The following is a 15,482-nucleotide window of genomic DNA, read 5'->3' as shown; positions in this document are numbered from 1 at the left end:
CGGAGCAATGAAGTGGTCTGACCCCTTTATTCATTATTCATGTGCTCGACCAGGCGGTGCGGCCGAGCTCGAAGTGGTGGGCGAGGAGGCGGTGGAAGGGATACACGCGCAGCGAGTAGGAGAGGCCGCCGCAGAGCGCGGGTGCGTAGTCGAGCCCGTAGCGCTGCCAGCCGTCGTGGGGCGGTTGGGGATCGGCGCGAAGGAAGGCCGAGAGGCGGTCGGGCTGCGGGGCGCCGCGGTCGCCTCGTTCGACCAGCATCTCGACCCGCACGTCATCCGGATCCAGCCCGTTCAGGCGCACTTCGGCTTCGAGGCGCGCGCGATCGCCCAGCGTGACGCGCGGGGGCAGGGCGGAGACCCAGCGGACTTCGACGCCCGGCCACGCGCCTTCCACCTTCGAGCGCCAGCCGCTCAGCTCGCGCGCCGCGGCGAAGCCATCGGCTGCGAAGCGCTCGCCCGCGTGCGCCGCCGATTGATAGAAGTGGTCGATGTACTCGTCGAGCATGCGGCGGGCGTCGTACTTGGGCAGCAGCGTGGCCATCGAGCGCTTGGCCATCGCGATCCAGCCCGGGGAGCGCCCGTCGCCATCGCGGTCGTAGTAGAGCGGGATCACGTGGTCCTGCAGCAGCTCGTAGAGCGTGCGGGCCTCCTCGCGGTCGCGCGCCTGCGCATCGAGGTGCGGCGCCGCCGGACGGATCGCCCAGCCGTTGCCCGGTTCGTAGCCTTCGCCCCACCAGCCATCCAGCACCGAGAGGTTGAGCACGCCGTTCATGCCCGCCTTCATGCCCGAAGTGCCGGAAGCTTCCAGCGGATAGACGGGATTGTTCAGCCACACGTCCACGCCCGCGACCAGCCGGCGCGAGAGGTGGAGATCGTAGTTCTCCAGCAGCAGCACCTTGCCTTCGAAATCCGGCATCGCGGCGACCTCGGCGATGCGGCGGATGACGTCCTGCCCCGGGTGATCGGCCGGGTGTGCCTTGCCCGCGAAGAGCAGCAGTACCGGCCGCTTGGGATCGCACAGCAGCTCGCGGGCCCAGTCGAGGTCGTCGAAGATCATCGCCGCGCGCTTGTACGTGGCGAAGCGGCGCGCGAAGCCGATGGTGAGCACGTCGGTGCGCTGGAAGTCGACGAGCCGCAGCAGCCGCTCGAGGTGCGGCTCGCTCCCCTGGTTGCGAAGGTGGCGAGCCCGCATGCGCGTGGCGATGTGCTTCAACGCCCGAGTCTTCAGGCGCTGGTGGATCGACCAGAAGTCCGCATCCGGCAGCTCGTGGGCGGACGGCGGCCATTCGGAAGCGAGGAAGGTCGGGACGTGCACGCCGTTGGTCACGTAGCCGATCGGGTTCTCGGTCGCGTCCACCTCGGGCCAGAAGCCCTGCAGCATCTTCGAGGTGACCTGCGCGTGGATGCGCGAGACGGCGTTGCGCGAGCGCGAGCCGCGCAGGGCGAGGGCCGTCATGTTGAAGCCCGGGCCGTCCGGCGAAACGCCCAGTGCCAGCAGCGTGGAAGGCTCGATGCCCATCTCGCGGCACAGCCCGCCGAAGTAGCCCTCGATCACCGCTTCCTCGAAGCGGTCGTGCCCGGCCGGCACGGCCGTGTGTGTCGTGAAGACGACATTCGCCGCGACGGCTTCCAGCGCCACGGCAAAGGGCACACCGCCCGCGACAATCCGGCGCACGCGCTCGATGATGAGGAACGCGGCATGCCCTTCGTTGATGTGCCAGGCCGCGGGCTGGATGCCCAGCGCCTCGAGCGCGCGAGCCCCGCCGACGCCCAGCGCGATCTCCTGTTCGAGGCGGTGCACGCGATCGCCGCCGTAGAGACGATGCGTGAGGTCGCGGTCGGGCTCGTCGTTCTCGTCGAAGTCCGAGTCCATGAGCACGAGCCGCACGTGGCCGACACGCGCCTCCCACAGCCGCAGCCACAGCGTGCGGTCGGGAAAGCTCACCGGCACGCGGATCTCGGAGCCGTCCTCGCGCTTGAGCAGCGTGATCGGCAGGTGCTCGAAATCGGCGTCGTGGTATTCGACCTGCTGGGCACCCTCTACATCGAGGCGCTGCGTGAAGTAGCCCTGGCGATAGAGCAGGCCCACGCCCACGAACGGCAGCCGCTGGTCGCTCGCGGCCTTGCAGTGGTCGCCCGCGAGGATGCCCAGGCCGCCCGAATACATCGGGAAGCTCTCGTGCAGGCCGAACTCGGCGCAGAAGTAGGCGACGGGCGCGGAGCGTGTCCACTCGGCTGCAGCGCCGCGTGGCCGTGCGTCCCCAAGGTATCCGTCGTAGGCGGCGAGCACGGAGCGCATGTGCTCGAGGAATGCCGTATCGGAAGCGGCATGCTCGAGCTTCGACTCGTCGACCGTCCGCAGGAAAGCGCGCGGGCTGTGACTGACCGCCTCCCACAACACGGGATCGATCTCGGCGAAGAGCTCGCGCGCCGGCCGGTACCAGCTGTACCAGAGGTCGCCGGCGATCTCCTCGAGCCGGCCCAACGGTTGCGGGAGGCGTGGACGAACCTCCACCCTCCGGCGCGCTCCGCGTCGCATGGGGCTAGGCGCGCTCAGTGCGACGGTGCGGCGGGAGGCGAGGCGGCCAGCCGCGCCACGGTGCTGGGCGGCGTGACGCGCGACACGGCCTCGGAACGCGGCTCGAGCACGATGCGCGTCTCGTCGTCGGCGGAGCGGTACGTGATGCCCTCGTCCGTCAGCTCGATGACCGAGTCCACCGTCTCGAGGAGATCGACGGCGAGGCCCGCGGGATCGGTGGTGACGTGGATCGCATCCACCGAAAGCAGGCCTTCGGGCAACTCATCCCCCGAGGCGAGGAGATCGTGCGCATCGTCGATCACGAGGCGGTGCGGGCGGCAGCGCGTGCGGCGAAGCTCCGCCATGCGGGCAGCGAAGTCGGCGAGCCAGGTGCCGCGCGCCTTTTCCTCCAGCGCACGAAGATCGGCCACCACCGCGACTTCCGGTGATTCGAGCGCTTCCACGATAGCGCGGGCTTCGGGCGGTGATTCGATGCTGCCGAGGACGACCGCGTCCTTGAGCTCGCGGTGCTCGCCCGTCGTATCGAGCACGCAGCACTGGTAGCCCTGCGCGCGAATGCGCTCCAGCAACCGGTGCGCGAAACCCACGCTTTCCGCGCGTGATTCGCCGGCGATCAGCACCGACGAGCCCATGGCGGGCACGCACACATCGCGCCCCTCGACGGAGCGCCCGAGCAGCATGGAGCGGCCGGGACGGCGCGTCGGTGTATCGAGATCGGAAGCGAGGAGATCCGCGACCACCTCCATCACGCCTTCATGGTCCGATCCGGTCGTGACGCGGTGCGCCGCTTCGCGCAGCGTCGGGATGGCGTTCGAAACCGCGACGCCCAGCTCGGCCATCTCCAGCATGGCGTGGTCGTTCTCGCCATCCCCCATGGCGACGACGTTGCGCGGCGAAAGCTTGAGCTCCGCCAGCGCGACCGCGAGCCCCGTCGCCTTGTTGACGCCCGAGGGCAGCACCATCACGGCGCCCTTGTTGAAGATCACCTGCCGCTCGAGACCCAGGTCGCGGATCGTCTCGAGGACTTCCTTCTCATAGGGCTGCACCGTCGCGACGATCGAACGGCCGACGGCAAGCGGCGTCACGCCGCGCGCACGCAACGCCTCGACGAAGGCCTCGCCGGGCTCCGGCCCCAGCTGCTCGCGCTCGCCGGTGGCAGGCCGATAGAGCAGGGCGCCGTTCTCGGCCACCACGCGGTCGAAGAGGGTGATGGAGGGGAAAATGCCGATCAACTCGTCGAGATCACGGCCCGTGACGAGTACCACGCGGCGGCCGGAAGCCTTCACGCGCTCCAGTGCCGCGAGCAGTTCCGGCGGGACCACACCTTCGCGGGCAAGGGTGCCGTCGAAATCGACGGCGAGGGCTGCGAATCGCATTTCGGCGACCTTTCTCGTTGTTCTGTTGTCCAGCATGCATGGCCAAGAAAAGAAACGCCTACATCGGCATCGATATCGGCGGTACCAAGAGTTTGTTCGCTTTGTTCGATGAAAAGTTCGCACGAATCGCCGAAGTGAAGCAAATGACGCACGCCGCGAAGGGCGGGCGCGGCGCATTCCGGGCGATGGTGCGCGAATCGGTCGGCGAGCTGCTGCAGGTCGCCAAGCGGCACAAGCGAATCGTTCCTGCTATCGGCGTGGGGTGCGCGGGCATCGTCGAGCCCGGCAGCGGAAAGATCCGCGTCTCGCCCAACGCCGTGTTCCTGCGGGGTTTCTCGTTCGCCGAGGCACTCGCTCCGCTCACCGATGCGCGGGTCTGCGTCCTGAACGACGTGCAGGCCGGCCTCTACGGCGAGCTCGAGTTGGGAGCCGCACGCAAGGCGCGCCACGCGATCGGCATCTTCATCGGCACGGGCATCGGCGGTGCGCTGGCCGTGGACGGAAGAATCTACACAGGCGCGGGCGGCGTGGCCGGCGATATCGGCAACTATCTCCTGCACGCCATGGGTCCGCTCGCCGGCTCGCTTCGCGAAGGCGTGCTGGACGACGTCGCGAGCCGCACCGCCATCGCGGGTGATGCGGCCGTGCTCGCGGCCAAGCGCTGGGCGCCGAAGCTGCGATCGATTGCCGGCACCGATGTCACGGCCATCAAGAGCACGCACCTGGCGAGATCGATCGCGGGCGGCGACAAGGCGGTGGAGAAGCTCGTGCGCAGCCGCGCACGCGTCGTGGGCATCGCGCTCTCGAACCTGGTCGACTTCCTCAACCCGCAGGTGCTGGTGCTGGGCGGCGGCCTGGTTGAGGCGATGCCGTCATTGATTCGCAATGAAGTGCGCAAGGGCATCGAAGCGCACGCCACCGCCGTCGCGTTCAAGGATCTCAAGGTGCGCGTCTCGCAGCTCGGCGATCACGCGGTGACGACAGGCGCGGCGCATCTCGCGGCCGATGTGATCTCGGGCCGCGCGCCGATGCCACGCTGAGTACGTACAAATGGTCGTCACTACTGCTTCTTAGTCGTGCACTATGTCCTCAGGGTCCACCCAGACGCAGCGCCCTCGATGGCGCGCCTCGCAGAATCGGTGAGTGCGTCAGGTTGACCGCGGGTTGAAACGGTCGATGCATCCCGTATCGGCTGTCGATCAACACGACTACAAAAGAGGATGTCCGGTGCACACCCAAATAACGCAGAGAAGTCTGTGCGCGAGGCTTTTGCTCGCCGTTTCCCTCCTTGCCGGTTCGCTGGCAGCCTCGGCGCAGGTGATGATCGTCGATCGGGGCTTACCCAACGCGAACCTGAACAACGCGGCCGCCGCGAACCGCAGCAACTTCGCCTGGGCCGATATCGAGACGCTTCCCGTGACGCCGTTTCTCCCCGGCGACAGCTTCACGCTTCCGGCGGGTGGACCGTTTGCCGTCTCGACGATCCGTGTCTGGTCGCTGAGCAGCGTCGGCCTCAGTCTTCGCGGTGGCATCGCCGGAGGACCGATTGCGGTGGTGTCCAACACGTACACCGCGACTCCCGTGACGTACGCAAACGCACAAACCTACGAGAGGTCGATCGTCGGCGGATTCCTGCCGCTCTTCCAGATCGATTTCACGGTCAACCTCCCGTTGGCGGGTGGCACCAACTACCAGTACTTCCTGGATGGGCCGGCGACTCCGACACTCCCGGCGGGCGACCAGGTTGGCGTCTTCCTGCACGCTTCGAACGCGGCCTTGAGTGGAAGCCCGCAACAAGGGTCGGATGGGATCCTGCTGTTCCTCGACAACGCCGGCACTGTCCTCACCTGGAACGCGGCAACCGGCGCGGGCACCTATTGCCCCGGCTGCATCGGCGCGGACAAGGTTTCGGACGGCAACGTGCAGGTCTTCGCGTTTGCCGGAGTCGGCGCACCGGGCACGACGCCCGTGCCGACCCTATCGACGCCTGCGCTCGCCTTGCTGACGTTGCTGTTTGCCGGAGCGGCTTTCGTGGTGATGCGCCGCCGCGGTTGAGACCCGGAGATCCAGGGGCGGTGGGGCAAAGAAGTTCGCCTTACTGCCTCTGGGTCCGCTTCTGGCTCTCGCGATCCTGGATGTAGATGTTCGCGAGCAGCCAGACGCCACCACCCGCGGCCGCGAGGAAGCACAGGATCGCGAGCCCTGGATAGCCGAGCACACGCCAGCTCGTCTCGACGCGCATCAGCAGCGCGGCGCCCACGATGAGCGCGGCGAGCACCAGGCCCGAGGCGATGCGGTTGGCCACCTTCTGCAGGCCCTCGACCATCAGTCCCGCTTCCTTCACGTGGACCTTGACCTCGAGCTCCTTGTCCGCGACGGTGTCCATGAGGCGGTTCACGCGCCCCGGCAGGCCCGCGACGAAGTCCTTCATCTCGAGCACCGAGGCGATCAGGTTGCCCGGCGTCGCTTGCTTGCGCAGGCGCTCCGACATGATGGTCGCCGCGTGGCGGCGGATGGCGGCATTGGGATCGAACTCGGGATCGAGCACCTTGCCGATCTCGTCCAGCTGCAGCAGCGTCTTCGCGAGCAGCGTGAGCTGGCTCGGCACGTAGACGCTCTCGTCCGCGCCGATGCCGGTGGCCGCGAGCAGGGTTCCGCCCACGTTGATCTGCTGCATGCTGAGGCCCTGTTGCTCCGCCACGAGCTGCGCGACGCGGTTCTCGAAGCGGCTGCGATCGAAGTCGGGACCGGTCTGGCTCATGCGCACCATCACCTCGGCGGCCTGCTCGCCCTTGCCCTCGCTCACGGCGACCAGCACCTTGAGGAGGTTTTCCTGCAGCGCGGGTGTGGTGCGGCCGACCATGCCGAGGTCGAGGAGGGCGAGCCGGTTGTCCTGCGTGACGAACACGTTGCCGGGATGCGGGTCGGCGTGGAAGAGGCCCGTCACGAGAACCTGGTGCAGGTACGCCTGGAAGAGTTGGTCGGCCAGGGCAGGGCCGTTCATCTCGAGCCGGGCGACGGGGCTCAACGCGGTGACCTTCGTGCCGTGCACGTATTCCATCGTGAGGACGCGCCGCGTGGAGTAGTCCACGATCGGCTGCGGCACGGTGAGGAGGTCGAAGCCCTGCAGGCTCGTGCCCACGGCGATGAGGTTCTGCGCCTCGCGCTCGTAATCGAGCTCGTGCCCGATCGACACGCGCAGCTCCTCGACGATGGCGGCGAGCCGGCGGCGGCGCGACCACTCCGAATGCTCCTCGAGGAACGCGCCCACCTGGCCCAGCAGCTCGAAGTCGTCGGTGATCTGCTGCGTGATTCCCGGGCGCTGCACCTTGACCACGACCTCGCGCCCGTCGCGGAGCGCGGCGCGGTGCACCTGGCCGAGCGATGCGGCGGCGATCGGCTCGGGATCGAATCGCGAGAACGCCTTGGAGATCCGCACGCCGAGCTCTTCCTCGATGATCTGCTGCGCCTCGGCATCCGAGAACGGCTTCACGCGGTCGTGCAGGCGCCCGAGGGCATCGATGTAGGCGGGGGGAATGAGGTCGGGGCGGCTCGCGAGGACCTGCCCCAGCTTCACGAACGTGGGGCCCATGGCCTCCAGGTCGTCGGCGAGTTGCGCGGCGTCGTTCGACGGCTCGCCTTGTGCTTCCTTTTCCTTGGGATCGGGGACGAGATCCGCGTCCTCGCCCATCTTGCTGACGAGGTCGGATCGCCCGTACTTCCAGCAGAGCGCCGCGATCTGCTTGTAGCGCTGCAGATGCTTGATGGTCGTCTTCATTGCCTTCTCGTGCCTTCCCGGAGAGCTTAGCCTCCGAGCATGCATGGGCAGGCCCCCGTGCCGCTGTAGCCGGACAGCACTGTGCGGTGTCGGACGAATCCGAGGGATCGAAGAATGCAATCCGGAAGCGTCCGATAACCGGCTACGGCCCGACCGAACTGACGCAGCGCGTCACTCCTGTTCAATTCTTGCGTAGGACACCGGCGCGAACACCACGCTGTCGTTTTTTCCGTTTGGTGTTTTGTGTCCGATCGGAGACACTGTGCAAGCAATTGGATGCAGGGCCCGGCACCACACAGGGCTTCGGCGCGAAAGCGGCGCTAGAACAATCAGGGACCAATTGATAAGGAGGCTTCCATGCGGAGGCTCATGATGCTGGCTTGCGCCGGCATGTTGTCGCTCACGTTTCATTCGCACGCGCAGATCAAGGTCGGCATCTCGGGCCCGTTGCAGGGGCCCAACTCGGGCTCGATGCTCGAGGTCGTGAAGGGCGCCGAGATCTACTTCAACTCGGTGAACGACAAGGGCGGGATCGGCGGGCAGAAGATCCAGCTCCTCGCACGCGACGACAATTTCGAAGTCGACAAGACCGTCGCCGTCGTGAAGAAGCTCGTCATCGAAGACAAGGTCACCGCGCTGCTGCTCGTGCGAGGGACGCCTCACAACCAGGCGATCCTTCCGATCATCGCCGAGCACAAGGTGCCGCTGATCGGTCCTTCGACCGGCGCGATGGTGTTCCACAAGCCGGTGAACCCGTACGTCTTCAACGTACGCACGGCCTACCAGCTCGAAGCCGCGACGCTGATCGACCTGCTGAAGACCTCGGGCATGCAGAGGATCTCCATCCTTTACGTGGACGATGGCTTCGGCAAGGACGTGCTCGAGGGCCTGAAGACCGGCCTCGCGACCGCGAAGCTGCAGGCCACCGCGATCGTGCCCTTCGACCGCACGCTCAATTCGAAGGACAGCATCGACATCATGAAGCCGTCGATGACGGAGGCGCTGAAAGGCGATCCGCAGATCGTGATCGTGGTCGGTGCGGGCCTCGCGGTGAAGAACTCACTGCTTGCGATCCGTTCGTCGGGCTCGCTCGCGACGCTCGCGACGCTCTCGAACAATGCCTCCACGGCATTCATGAAGCTGCTCTCGCCCCACGGCCGCGGCGTGATCGTGAGCCAGGTGTTCCCGGACGAGAGGAGCCTCACGAGCCCGTTCGTGCGCGAGGCCCAGCAGACCGCGTTCAAGGCCAAGGTGTCGCTCACGCCCGGGATGATGGAGGGCTACGCGGCCGCGAAGGTGCTGGTGCAGGGCCTGCGCGGTGCAGGATCGTCACCCACACGTGCCTCGCTTGTGACGGCGTTGGACTCGATGAAGGCCTTCGACCTGGGTGACCTCGTGATCGGCTATTCGCCCACCGACCATACCGGCCTCGAGATGACGGACCTCTCGATGATCACGAAGGACAAGGGGTTCCAGCGCTAACTCGCGCACGGTAAGCGTTACGGAAGCGGCGTGTAGGCCGACTCTGATTCTTGCGGAAGGGGTGCAACCCGGTGCCGATCGCGCCGGTCGCACCTGTACATCCGAACAATCAGGAGGACGCCATGACGCATTTCGGCTTTGCATTCACCCTCATCACGGCCAGCGTGCTCGGCGGCGCAGTCGCCATCGACCACCATCTGAAGAACACGCCGGACACGACGACGCATTCCACCACGACGACGGTCGCGCAAGCTCCCGCGTCCGCGCCGGCCACGAGCGATACGGAATCTGCGACGAAGCTCGCGGATGCCGGCACCGCCACGCAGGCCAACACCCCGCCGGCGATCACCGAGGGCGCGACGCCGAAGGCGGAGCCCGCGAAAGCCGCGAAGGCACCCGCGCGAACCGGCACCAGCCGCAGCGCGCCGGAACCTTCGGTTCCCAGCACGCCGACGAGCACGCCCACCGAGCCCGCGCCGGTCGTGAACGACGCTCCCAGCCCCGCGCCGGCCCCGACGCCCGCGCCCGAGCAGCCGGAGAAGTCCGAGCCGCAACCGACGCCGACGCCGGCGAGCGGCCCGGAAGCCTGATGCATAGGCTGTTTCGAACGGCCTGTTTCTCCGGACTCCTGGCACTTTCTGTTGTCGCACACGGCCAGGGTCCGGGGCAGGGCAACGAAAAGGGAAAAGCAATGCACGTCACGTCGAAGGACGGGACACGCATTGCCTATGACAAGGTCGGCACGGGCCCCACGCTTATCGTTGTGAATGGCGCGTTGGCCACGCGAGCGGGCGGGGCGGAGCTGGCCCAGTTGTTGGCACCCAACTTCACCGTGTACAGCTATGACCGGCGGGGGCGCGGTGATAGCGGCGACAACAAGCCCTACTCGGTGAAGCGCGAGATCGAAGACCTCGAAGCCGTTATCGACGCGGCGGGAGGTTCCGCGTTGGTCTATGGCAAGTCTTCGGGAGCGGCGCTCGCGCTCGAAGCAACGTCCTCGCTGGGCGGCAAGGTCAAGAAGCTCGCGATCTACGAAGCGCCTTACAGCGAGGCCGAAGGCGCCGCGCGGGAGTGGAGGGCGTTCAGGTCGAGCCTCGATGCAACGCTGGCCGCGGGACGTCGCGCCGATGCCGTGGCGCAGTTCATGAAATTTGTCGGCGCGCCCGATGAAGCCATCGCGAAGATGAAGGCATCACCGGCGTGGCCGCAGATGGAGGCGATGGCGCCCACGCTTGCGTACGACAACGCCGTACTCGGTGACGATCGCGCCGTACCGGTTGCGAGGGCGGCGAAGATCAAGGCGGTGACGTTGGTGATGGACGGCAGCGCCAGCCAGGAGGCCATGCCCTTCATGCGTCCGACGGCAGACAAGATCGCCAAGGCCATTCCCAAGGCCCAGCGCCGTACCGTCGAAGGCCAGGCCCATGACGTGAGCGCGAAAGCCCTGGCGCCCATCCTCGCCCGATTCTTCGGCGAAGGGGGCTGATTCACGTTCCGCTCGGCGGCCCACTTTCATCGCCGCCTCGCGTCAACTCCGGTATTTGCCCCCCACCATCGCCTGAACGGTTTCCTAGGAGTAGGATTTCTTTCGCGGTCCTGAAGAAATCCAACAATTATCCGGGGAGACACGTTCACCATGAAACTGCGTCCGATCAGTAGGGCGGTATTGCTGGCATTCCCTTGCAGTCTGGCGATTGGAGTTGCGGGCCATGCCTCGGCCCAGCAAACGCCGCCACCGCCCAAGGCCGAGGGCGAGAAGGTCGAAAAGCAGGATCGCATCACCGTCACCGCGACCAAGCGCGAGACTTCCCTGCAGGACGTGCCGTTCTCGATCAACGCGCAGACCGAAGAAGACATCCGGCGATCCGGCTCGCAGACGCTCGAGGACCTCTCGCGCAATATCGCGGGTGTGGCCATCCAGAACCTCGGTCCCGGGCAGAGCCAGGTGTCGATCCGCGGCGTTTCCTCGGGGCAGATCGTCCGCGACCAGCCCGGCGTCAAGGAGCAGGTGGGTGTCTACCTCGATGAGACGGCGATCTCCATGTCGCTCTTCACGCCGGACCTCGACCTGTTCGACCTGAACCGCGTCGAGACGCTGCGCGGCCCGCAAGGCACGCTCTACGGCTCCGGCAACATCGGCGGGACGATCCGCTACATCACCAATGAGGCGCGGCTGCGCGTCAACGAAGGCGTGGTCGAGGTCAATGCCAATACGATCTCCGGCGGCAGCGCCGGCGGCAGCGTGAAAGGGGCGCTGAACGTACCGATGGGCGACGCTGCGGCGATGCGCATTGTCGGTTTTGCCACGCGCTTCGGCGGTTGGGCCGACGCCCTGGGTCCGGCCAGCGGCAAGGACGTCAACGAGGGTGACCGCGTAGGCGGCCGCTTGAGCTTCACTTTCCAGCCCAGCCGGGACGTGACGATCCAGCCGCGCATCGTCTACCAGAAGTCGACCTACGACGGGTTCAACCGCCAGGAGAACTACAACCTCTACGCGAACCCGTACACGACCACGGTACCGCCGACCACGTTCGGGGAGGACCAGCAATACCTGCTGCAGCGCGAGAAGTTCGAGGACAAGACGACGATCGCGGACCTGGTGGCCAAGGTCGGCTTCGGCAGTTTCGACCTGACCTCGGTGACCACCTATACCGATCGCGACGTCCTGGTGAGCCGCGATGCCAGCGCGCTGACCGGTTCGGTGTCGGTCGATCTCGGCTTTCCGACGGCCGGCGTGCTGCTGCCCTCGCGCCTCAACGACACCACCGACTTCAAGGGCTTCACGCAGGAATTGCGCTTGAGCTCGAAGGCCCCTGGCCCGTTCCAATGGCTGGTCGGTGCCTTCTACGCCGATGCCGATCGCAAATATGCCCAGCGCCTTCCGACTCCGGGCTACGACACGGCAACCGACGCGACGCTCGGCGCCGGAACGTCGGCGGGGGTGGCCAACGGCTTCCCCGCGAATTCGCCCTACAACGCCGACATCATCTACAACCTGAAGCAGGCGGCGCTGTTCGGCGAATTCAGCTACGACCTGACCAGCCAGCTCACGGGTACGGCCGGACTTCGCTACTACGACTACAAGGAAGAGCGCACCTTCAGGTCCGGCGGCTTGTTCGCCAACGGCGACAACCAGTCCGACGAGACGAAATCGGACGGCTTCAACCCCCGCTTCCTGCTGGCGTACCGGATGGCGCCGGGCGTGACGTGGAATGCCCAGGCCTCGAAGGGTTTCCGCCTCGGCGGCGTCAACGATCCGCTCAACATCCCGCTGTGCACGGCCCAGGACCGCGCCATCTTCGGGGGCTACCAGCGCTTCGAGGACGAATCGCTGTGGAACTACGAGGTCGGCGTGAAGATGCAGAAGCCGGGGATGACCTTCAACGCGGCCGTTTTCCATACGCAGATGGAGAACCTGCAGGTCACGCTGGATGCCGGGTCGTGCTCTTCGCGCGTGGTGTTCAACGTGCCCAAGGCACACACGACCGGCGTCGAGGCGGAGTTGGTGTTCAGGCCGAACGACAGCTGGGAGGTGGGTTTCGCGGGCTCCGCGGTGAATGCGGAATTCGATTCGACCGTCACGGACGGCACCGGGGCCGTCATCGGTGGCATTCGCGAAGGCAACCGCCTGCCGTCCGTGCCGAAGGTGCAGTTCACGGCCAGCCTCACGTACAACTTCAACCTGGCCGGTCGCGAGTCCTATGTCACGGCGTCCTACCAATACATCGGCAGCCGCTTCACGCAGCCCTCGGACCAGGAGAACAATCCGCGCACGTTCGTGCACGGCCTGCCTTTCCTGGGAGCACCCGCGACCGCGTCCACGACGCTCGACCTCGAGTTGCCCAAGTACAACCTGGTCAACCTGAGCGCGGGGATGGAATTCTCGCGCGGCTTCTCGGCGATCGTCTACGTCAACAACCTGACCGACGAGCGGGCGCTGCTCTCGTTCGACCGGGAACGGGGCGGGCGCGCGCGGCTGGGATACACGACCAACCAGCCTCGCACCGTCGGCGTGACGCTGCGGAAGTCGTTCTAGGGCGGTCTTGCTGAACAAAGCCGCGGGCTGAGGCCCGCGGCTTTTTTTTCGGCTTCGCTATGCCTTCGACTTCGGCTTCCGGCCGGGCGTCGGCGGCGGCACGTAACCCGAAACGCGGCCTTGCCACGCTTCGAACGGCCGCCCGTTCTCGAACTGGATCGTCTTGCAGACGACCGCTTCGCGGCGATCGGCCAGGGCGGTGAGATGGGCCCTCACGGTTGCAAGGGGCACGCGCATTTCCTTGGCGATCTCGAGGTCCAAGCGCTGGCCGTGCTTCTTCAGGCATTGGAGAGTTTCAGTCATTTGCAGGTGTCCGCGAGAGGGGAAGGTTGTAGGTGGAGACACTTGGCGCGAAAAACAGGGGGGCCACCGGGTAATCCGTTGTTTTCTGCGGGCTCCACACATTGACATAATACAAATTATGCGGCTTCCGGGTGTGCTATTTTCCGCTCCATGGAGCCCGCCCAAGCCCCTCGCTGGATCACCGGCCCAGCCCCCGGCCTCGTCGGCGAGCTGGTCCGCTTGCACGGCACCCACTACGTGGGCGGCCTGGGCTGGTCGCCCGTCTTCGAGGCGCTCTGTGCCGAGCAGCTCGGCGAGATCGCCCGCCATTTCGGCGCACGCGATGACGTCACGGCCTTCAGCGCGTGGGCCGGCGATGAATTCCTCGCCGGCCTCGTGATGGACGCGAGACCCGCCGAACGCCCCGGCGCGCGGCTGCGCTTCCTCATTGCCAGCGATGCGGCGCGCGGCCATGGATTGGGACACGCGTTGCTCGAGCGTGCGATCGCCTGGTCGGAATGCCGCGGCGATCCTGCGGTGTGGCTCACGACCGTCGCGGGCCTCGAGGCCTCGTCGCACCTGTATCGCAAGTTCGGCTTCCGGATCCTCGAGGAACGCATCGACCGCACCTGGGGCGACGAGCATCGCGAGCAGCTCTGGGAGCTACGCTTTCGGGACCTCCGCGTCCGCCAGGAGGAACCGCAGGCGTAGACCCTCGCGCTTCACGTGCAGGCCGCGATGGCGCACCAGGTACCGGATGCCCACCACGGCAGCCAGCAAGCCCGCTGTGGCGCCGACCATCAGCGACCAGCGCGCACCGTGGCGATTCGCCACCCAGCCCACGAACGGAGCGCCGAACAGCGTGCAGCCGTTCACGATGCTCATGTAGATGGCCATCACGCGGCCTCGCATCGCCGGGTCCGTCGAGAGCTGCACCGTGCTGTTGGCCGTCGTCATGAAGGTCTGCAGGGACCAGCCCAGCGCCATGAGCGCGATGCCGAAGGAGAGATAGGTCGGCATCAACGCGGCGACGGTGAACAGCACCGCCATGAAGAAACCGCTCGCGACGAGCAGGATGGCCCGGGGCTTCTCGCGGCGCGCGGATGCGAGCGCGCCGGTGACCGAGCCGATGGCGAGCATCGAGCTCAAGAGGCCGAAGCCGCCGGAGCCCGTGCCGAAGACGGTGACCGCCATGGTCGACACATACACGGCGAAATTCATCACGAACGTGGCGACCAGGAACAGCATCGACATCACCGCCATCAGGTCCGCGCGCCCCAGCACGTAGCGGAAGCCCTCCCCCACGCTCCCCGGCTTGCGCTCCGCGCGCTCGAGGCGATGCAGCTCCGCCACGCGCATCGCCACGAGCGAGCCGATGACGGCACCGAAGGTGGCGAAGTTGAGGATGAACAACCAACCCGTGCCGATCGCCGCGATCAGCAGTCCCGCGAGCGCCGGGCCCAACATGCGCGCCAGCTGGTAGGACGTTGAATTGAGCGCGACGGCATTGGAGAGGTTGGCGTCGGAGACGAGGTCGGCGACGAAGGTCTGGCGCACCGGCGCATCGAACGCCGTGACGCATCCCAGCATCAGCGCGAAGAGATACACGTGCCAGAGCTCGATGTGCCCGCTGAGCGTGAGGACGCCGAGCCCGAGCGCCAGCGTGGCCTGCAGCGCCTGGGTCACCAGCAGCACGCGGCGGCGGTCGAAATGGTCCGCGATATAGCCGGTGAAAGGCAGCAGGAAGAGCGAGGGACCGAACTGCAGCGCCATCGCGAAGCCCACCGCCGTCGCGTCGTGGCGCGTGAGCTCCGTGTAGACGATCCAGTCCTGCGCCGTGCGCTGCATCCACGTGCCGACGTTCGACACCAGCGCGCCCGCGGCCCACAGGCGATAGTTGAAGCCGCTCAGCGATCGGAACGTGGTGCGAAGCATCGGGAATCGTGCGCCAAACCGACATTCTGCCGGAATGAAAACGGGGCTCCCGAA

12 protein-coding genes are annotated in these 15,482 nt (G+C 66.7%); 7 read left to right on the top strand and 5 right to left on the bottom strand.

What is annotated here, in order from left to right; genetic code table 11:
• Positions 1-37: 37 nt before the first annotated feature.
• Positions 38-2,515 (bottom strand): alpha-glucan family phosphorylase, encoded by a 2,478-nt coding sequence (glgP, locus tag DSM104443_RS10615; protein ID WP_343034680.1) that lies wholly within the window; start codon positions 2,513-2,515, stop codon positions 38-40.
• A gap of 38 nt (positions 2,516-2,553) precedes the next feature.
• Positions 2,554-3,915 carry an HAD family hydrolase gene (locus DSM104443_RS10610; RefSeq protein WP_171092026.1) on the bottom strand — a complete coding sequence of 454 codons (1,362 nt, stop codon included), beginning with the start codon at positions 3,913-3,915 and terminating at the stop codon, positions 2,554-2,556.
• Between the two features lie 38 nt (positions 3,916-3,953).
• On the opposite strand from DSM104443_RS10610, the gene DSM104443_RS10605 reads away from it, so the two are divergent.
• Both DSM104443_RS10605 and DSM104443_RS10600 read left to right on the top strand, forming a co-directional pair.
• Positions 3,954-4,955, top strand: a complete 1,002-nt coding sequence (locus DSM104443_RS10605) for an ROK family protein (RefSeq protein ID WP_171092024.1) — start codon at positions 3,954-3,956, stop codon at positions 4,953-4,955.
• Between the two features lie 103 nt (positions 4,956-5,058).
• Positions 5,059-5,970: an IPTL-CTERM sorting domain-containing protein gene (locus tag DSM104443_RS10600; protein ID WP_171092022.1), complete on the top strand. Its 912-nt coding sequence runs from the start codon at positions 5,059-5,061 to the stop codon at positions 5,968-5,970.
• A gap of 40 nt (positions 5,971-6,010) precedes the next feature.
• On the opposite strand, the gene DSM104443_RS10595 is transcribed toward DSM104443_RS10600, so the two are convergent.
• Positions 6,011-7,693, bottom strand: a complete 1,683-nt coding sequence (locus DSM104443_RS10595; RefSeq protein ID WP_171092020.1) for an ABC1 kinase family protein — start codon at positions 7,691-7,693, stop codon at positions 6,011-6,013.
• Between the two features lie 357 nt (positions 7,694-8,050).
• Here DSM104443_RS10595 and DSM104443_RS10590 point away from each other — a divergent pair, with 357 nt between their 5' ends.
• The 4 genes from DSM104443_RS10590 to DSM104443_RS10575 all read left to right on the top strand — a co-directional run bounded on the left by DSM104443_RS10590 (position 8,051) and on the right by DSM104443_RS10575 (position 13,211).
• Entirely contained in the window at positions 8,051-9,175 is a 1,125-nt protein-coding gene (locus DSM104443_RS10590; RefSeq protein WP_171092018.1) for an ABC transporter substrate-binding protein, read from the top strand.
• Positions 9,176-9,297: 122 nt separating this feature from the next.
• Positions 9,298-9,765, top strand: a complete 468-nt coding sequence (locus DSM104443_RS10585; protein ID WP_171092016.1) for a hypothetical protein — start codon at positions 9,298-9,300, stop codon at positions 9,763-9,765.
• A gap of 101 nt (positions 9,766-9,866) precedes the next feature.
• Complete coding sequence (locus tag DSM104443_RS10580) at positions 9,867-10,661, top strand: alpha/beta fold hydrolase (RefSeq protein ID WP_171092014.1); 795 nt, start codon at positions 9,867-9,869, stop codon at positions 10,659-10,661.
• 180 nt (positions 10,662-10,841) lie between these two features.
• Positions 10,842-13,211, top strand: a complete 2,370-nt coding sequence (locus DSM104443_RS10575; RefSeq protein ID WP_212757103.1) for a TonB-dependent receptor — start codon at positions 10,842-10,844, stop codon at positions 13,209-13,211.
• Positions 13,212-13,268: 57 nt separating this feature from the next.
• On the opposite strand, the gene DSM104443_RS10570 is transcribed toward DSM104443_RS10575, so the two are convergent.
• Positions 13,269-13,514, bottom strand: coding sequence for an ArsR family transcriptional regulator (locus DSM104443_RS10570; RefSeq protein ID WP_171092003.1), 246 nt, complete (start codon positions 13,512-13,514; stop codon positions 13,269-13,271).
• A gap of 150 nt (positions 13,515-13,664) precedes the next feature.
• Here DSM104443_RS10570 and DSM104443_RS10565 point away from each other — a divergent pair, with 150 nt between their 5' ends.
• The gene (locus DSM104443_RS10565; RefSeq protein WP_171092000.1) at positions 13,665-14,204 is read left to right on the top strand and encodes a GNAT family N-acetyltransferase; all 540 of its coding nucleotides are present in this window, start codon (positions 13,665-13,667) and stop codon (positions 14,202-14,204) included.
• Here the strand turns inward: DSM104443_RS10565 and DSM104443_RS10560 are convergent.
• Positions 14,157-15,428, bottom strand: coding sequence for an MFS transporter (locus tag DSM104443_RS10560; RefSeq protein WP_171091998.1), 1,272 nt, complete (start codon positions 15,426-15,428; stop codon positions 14,157-14,159). The two genes, DSM104443_RS10565 and DSM104443_RS10560, sit on opposite strands and share 48 nt — an antisense overlap.
• Positions 15,429-15,482 lie beyond the last annotated feature (54 nt).

It is taken from the genome of Usitatibacter rugosus, assembly GCF_013003965.1.
Lineage (GTDB): Bacteria > Pseudomonadota > Gammaproteobacteria > Burkholderiales > Usitatibacteraceae > Usitatibacter > Usitatibacter rugosus.
This window is presented reverse-complemented; position numbering and strand designations above follow the sequence as displayed.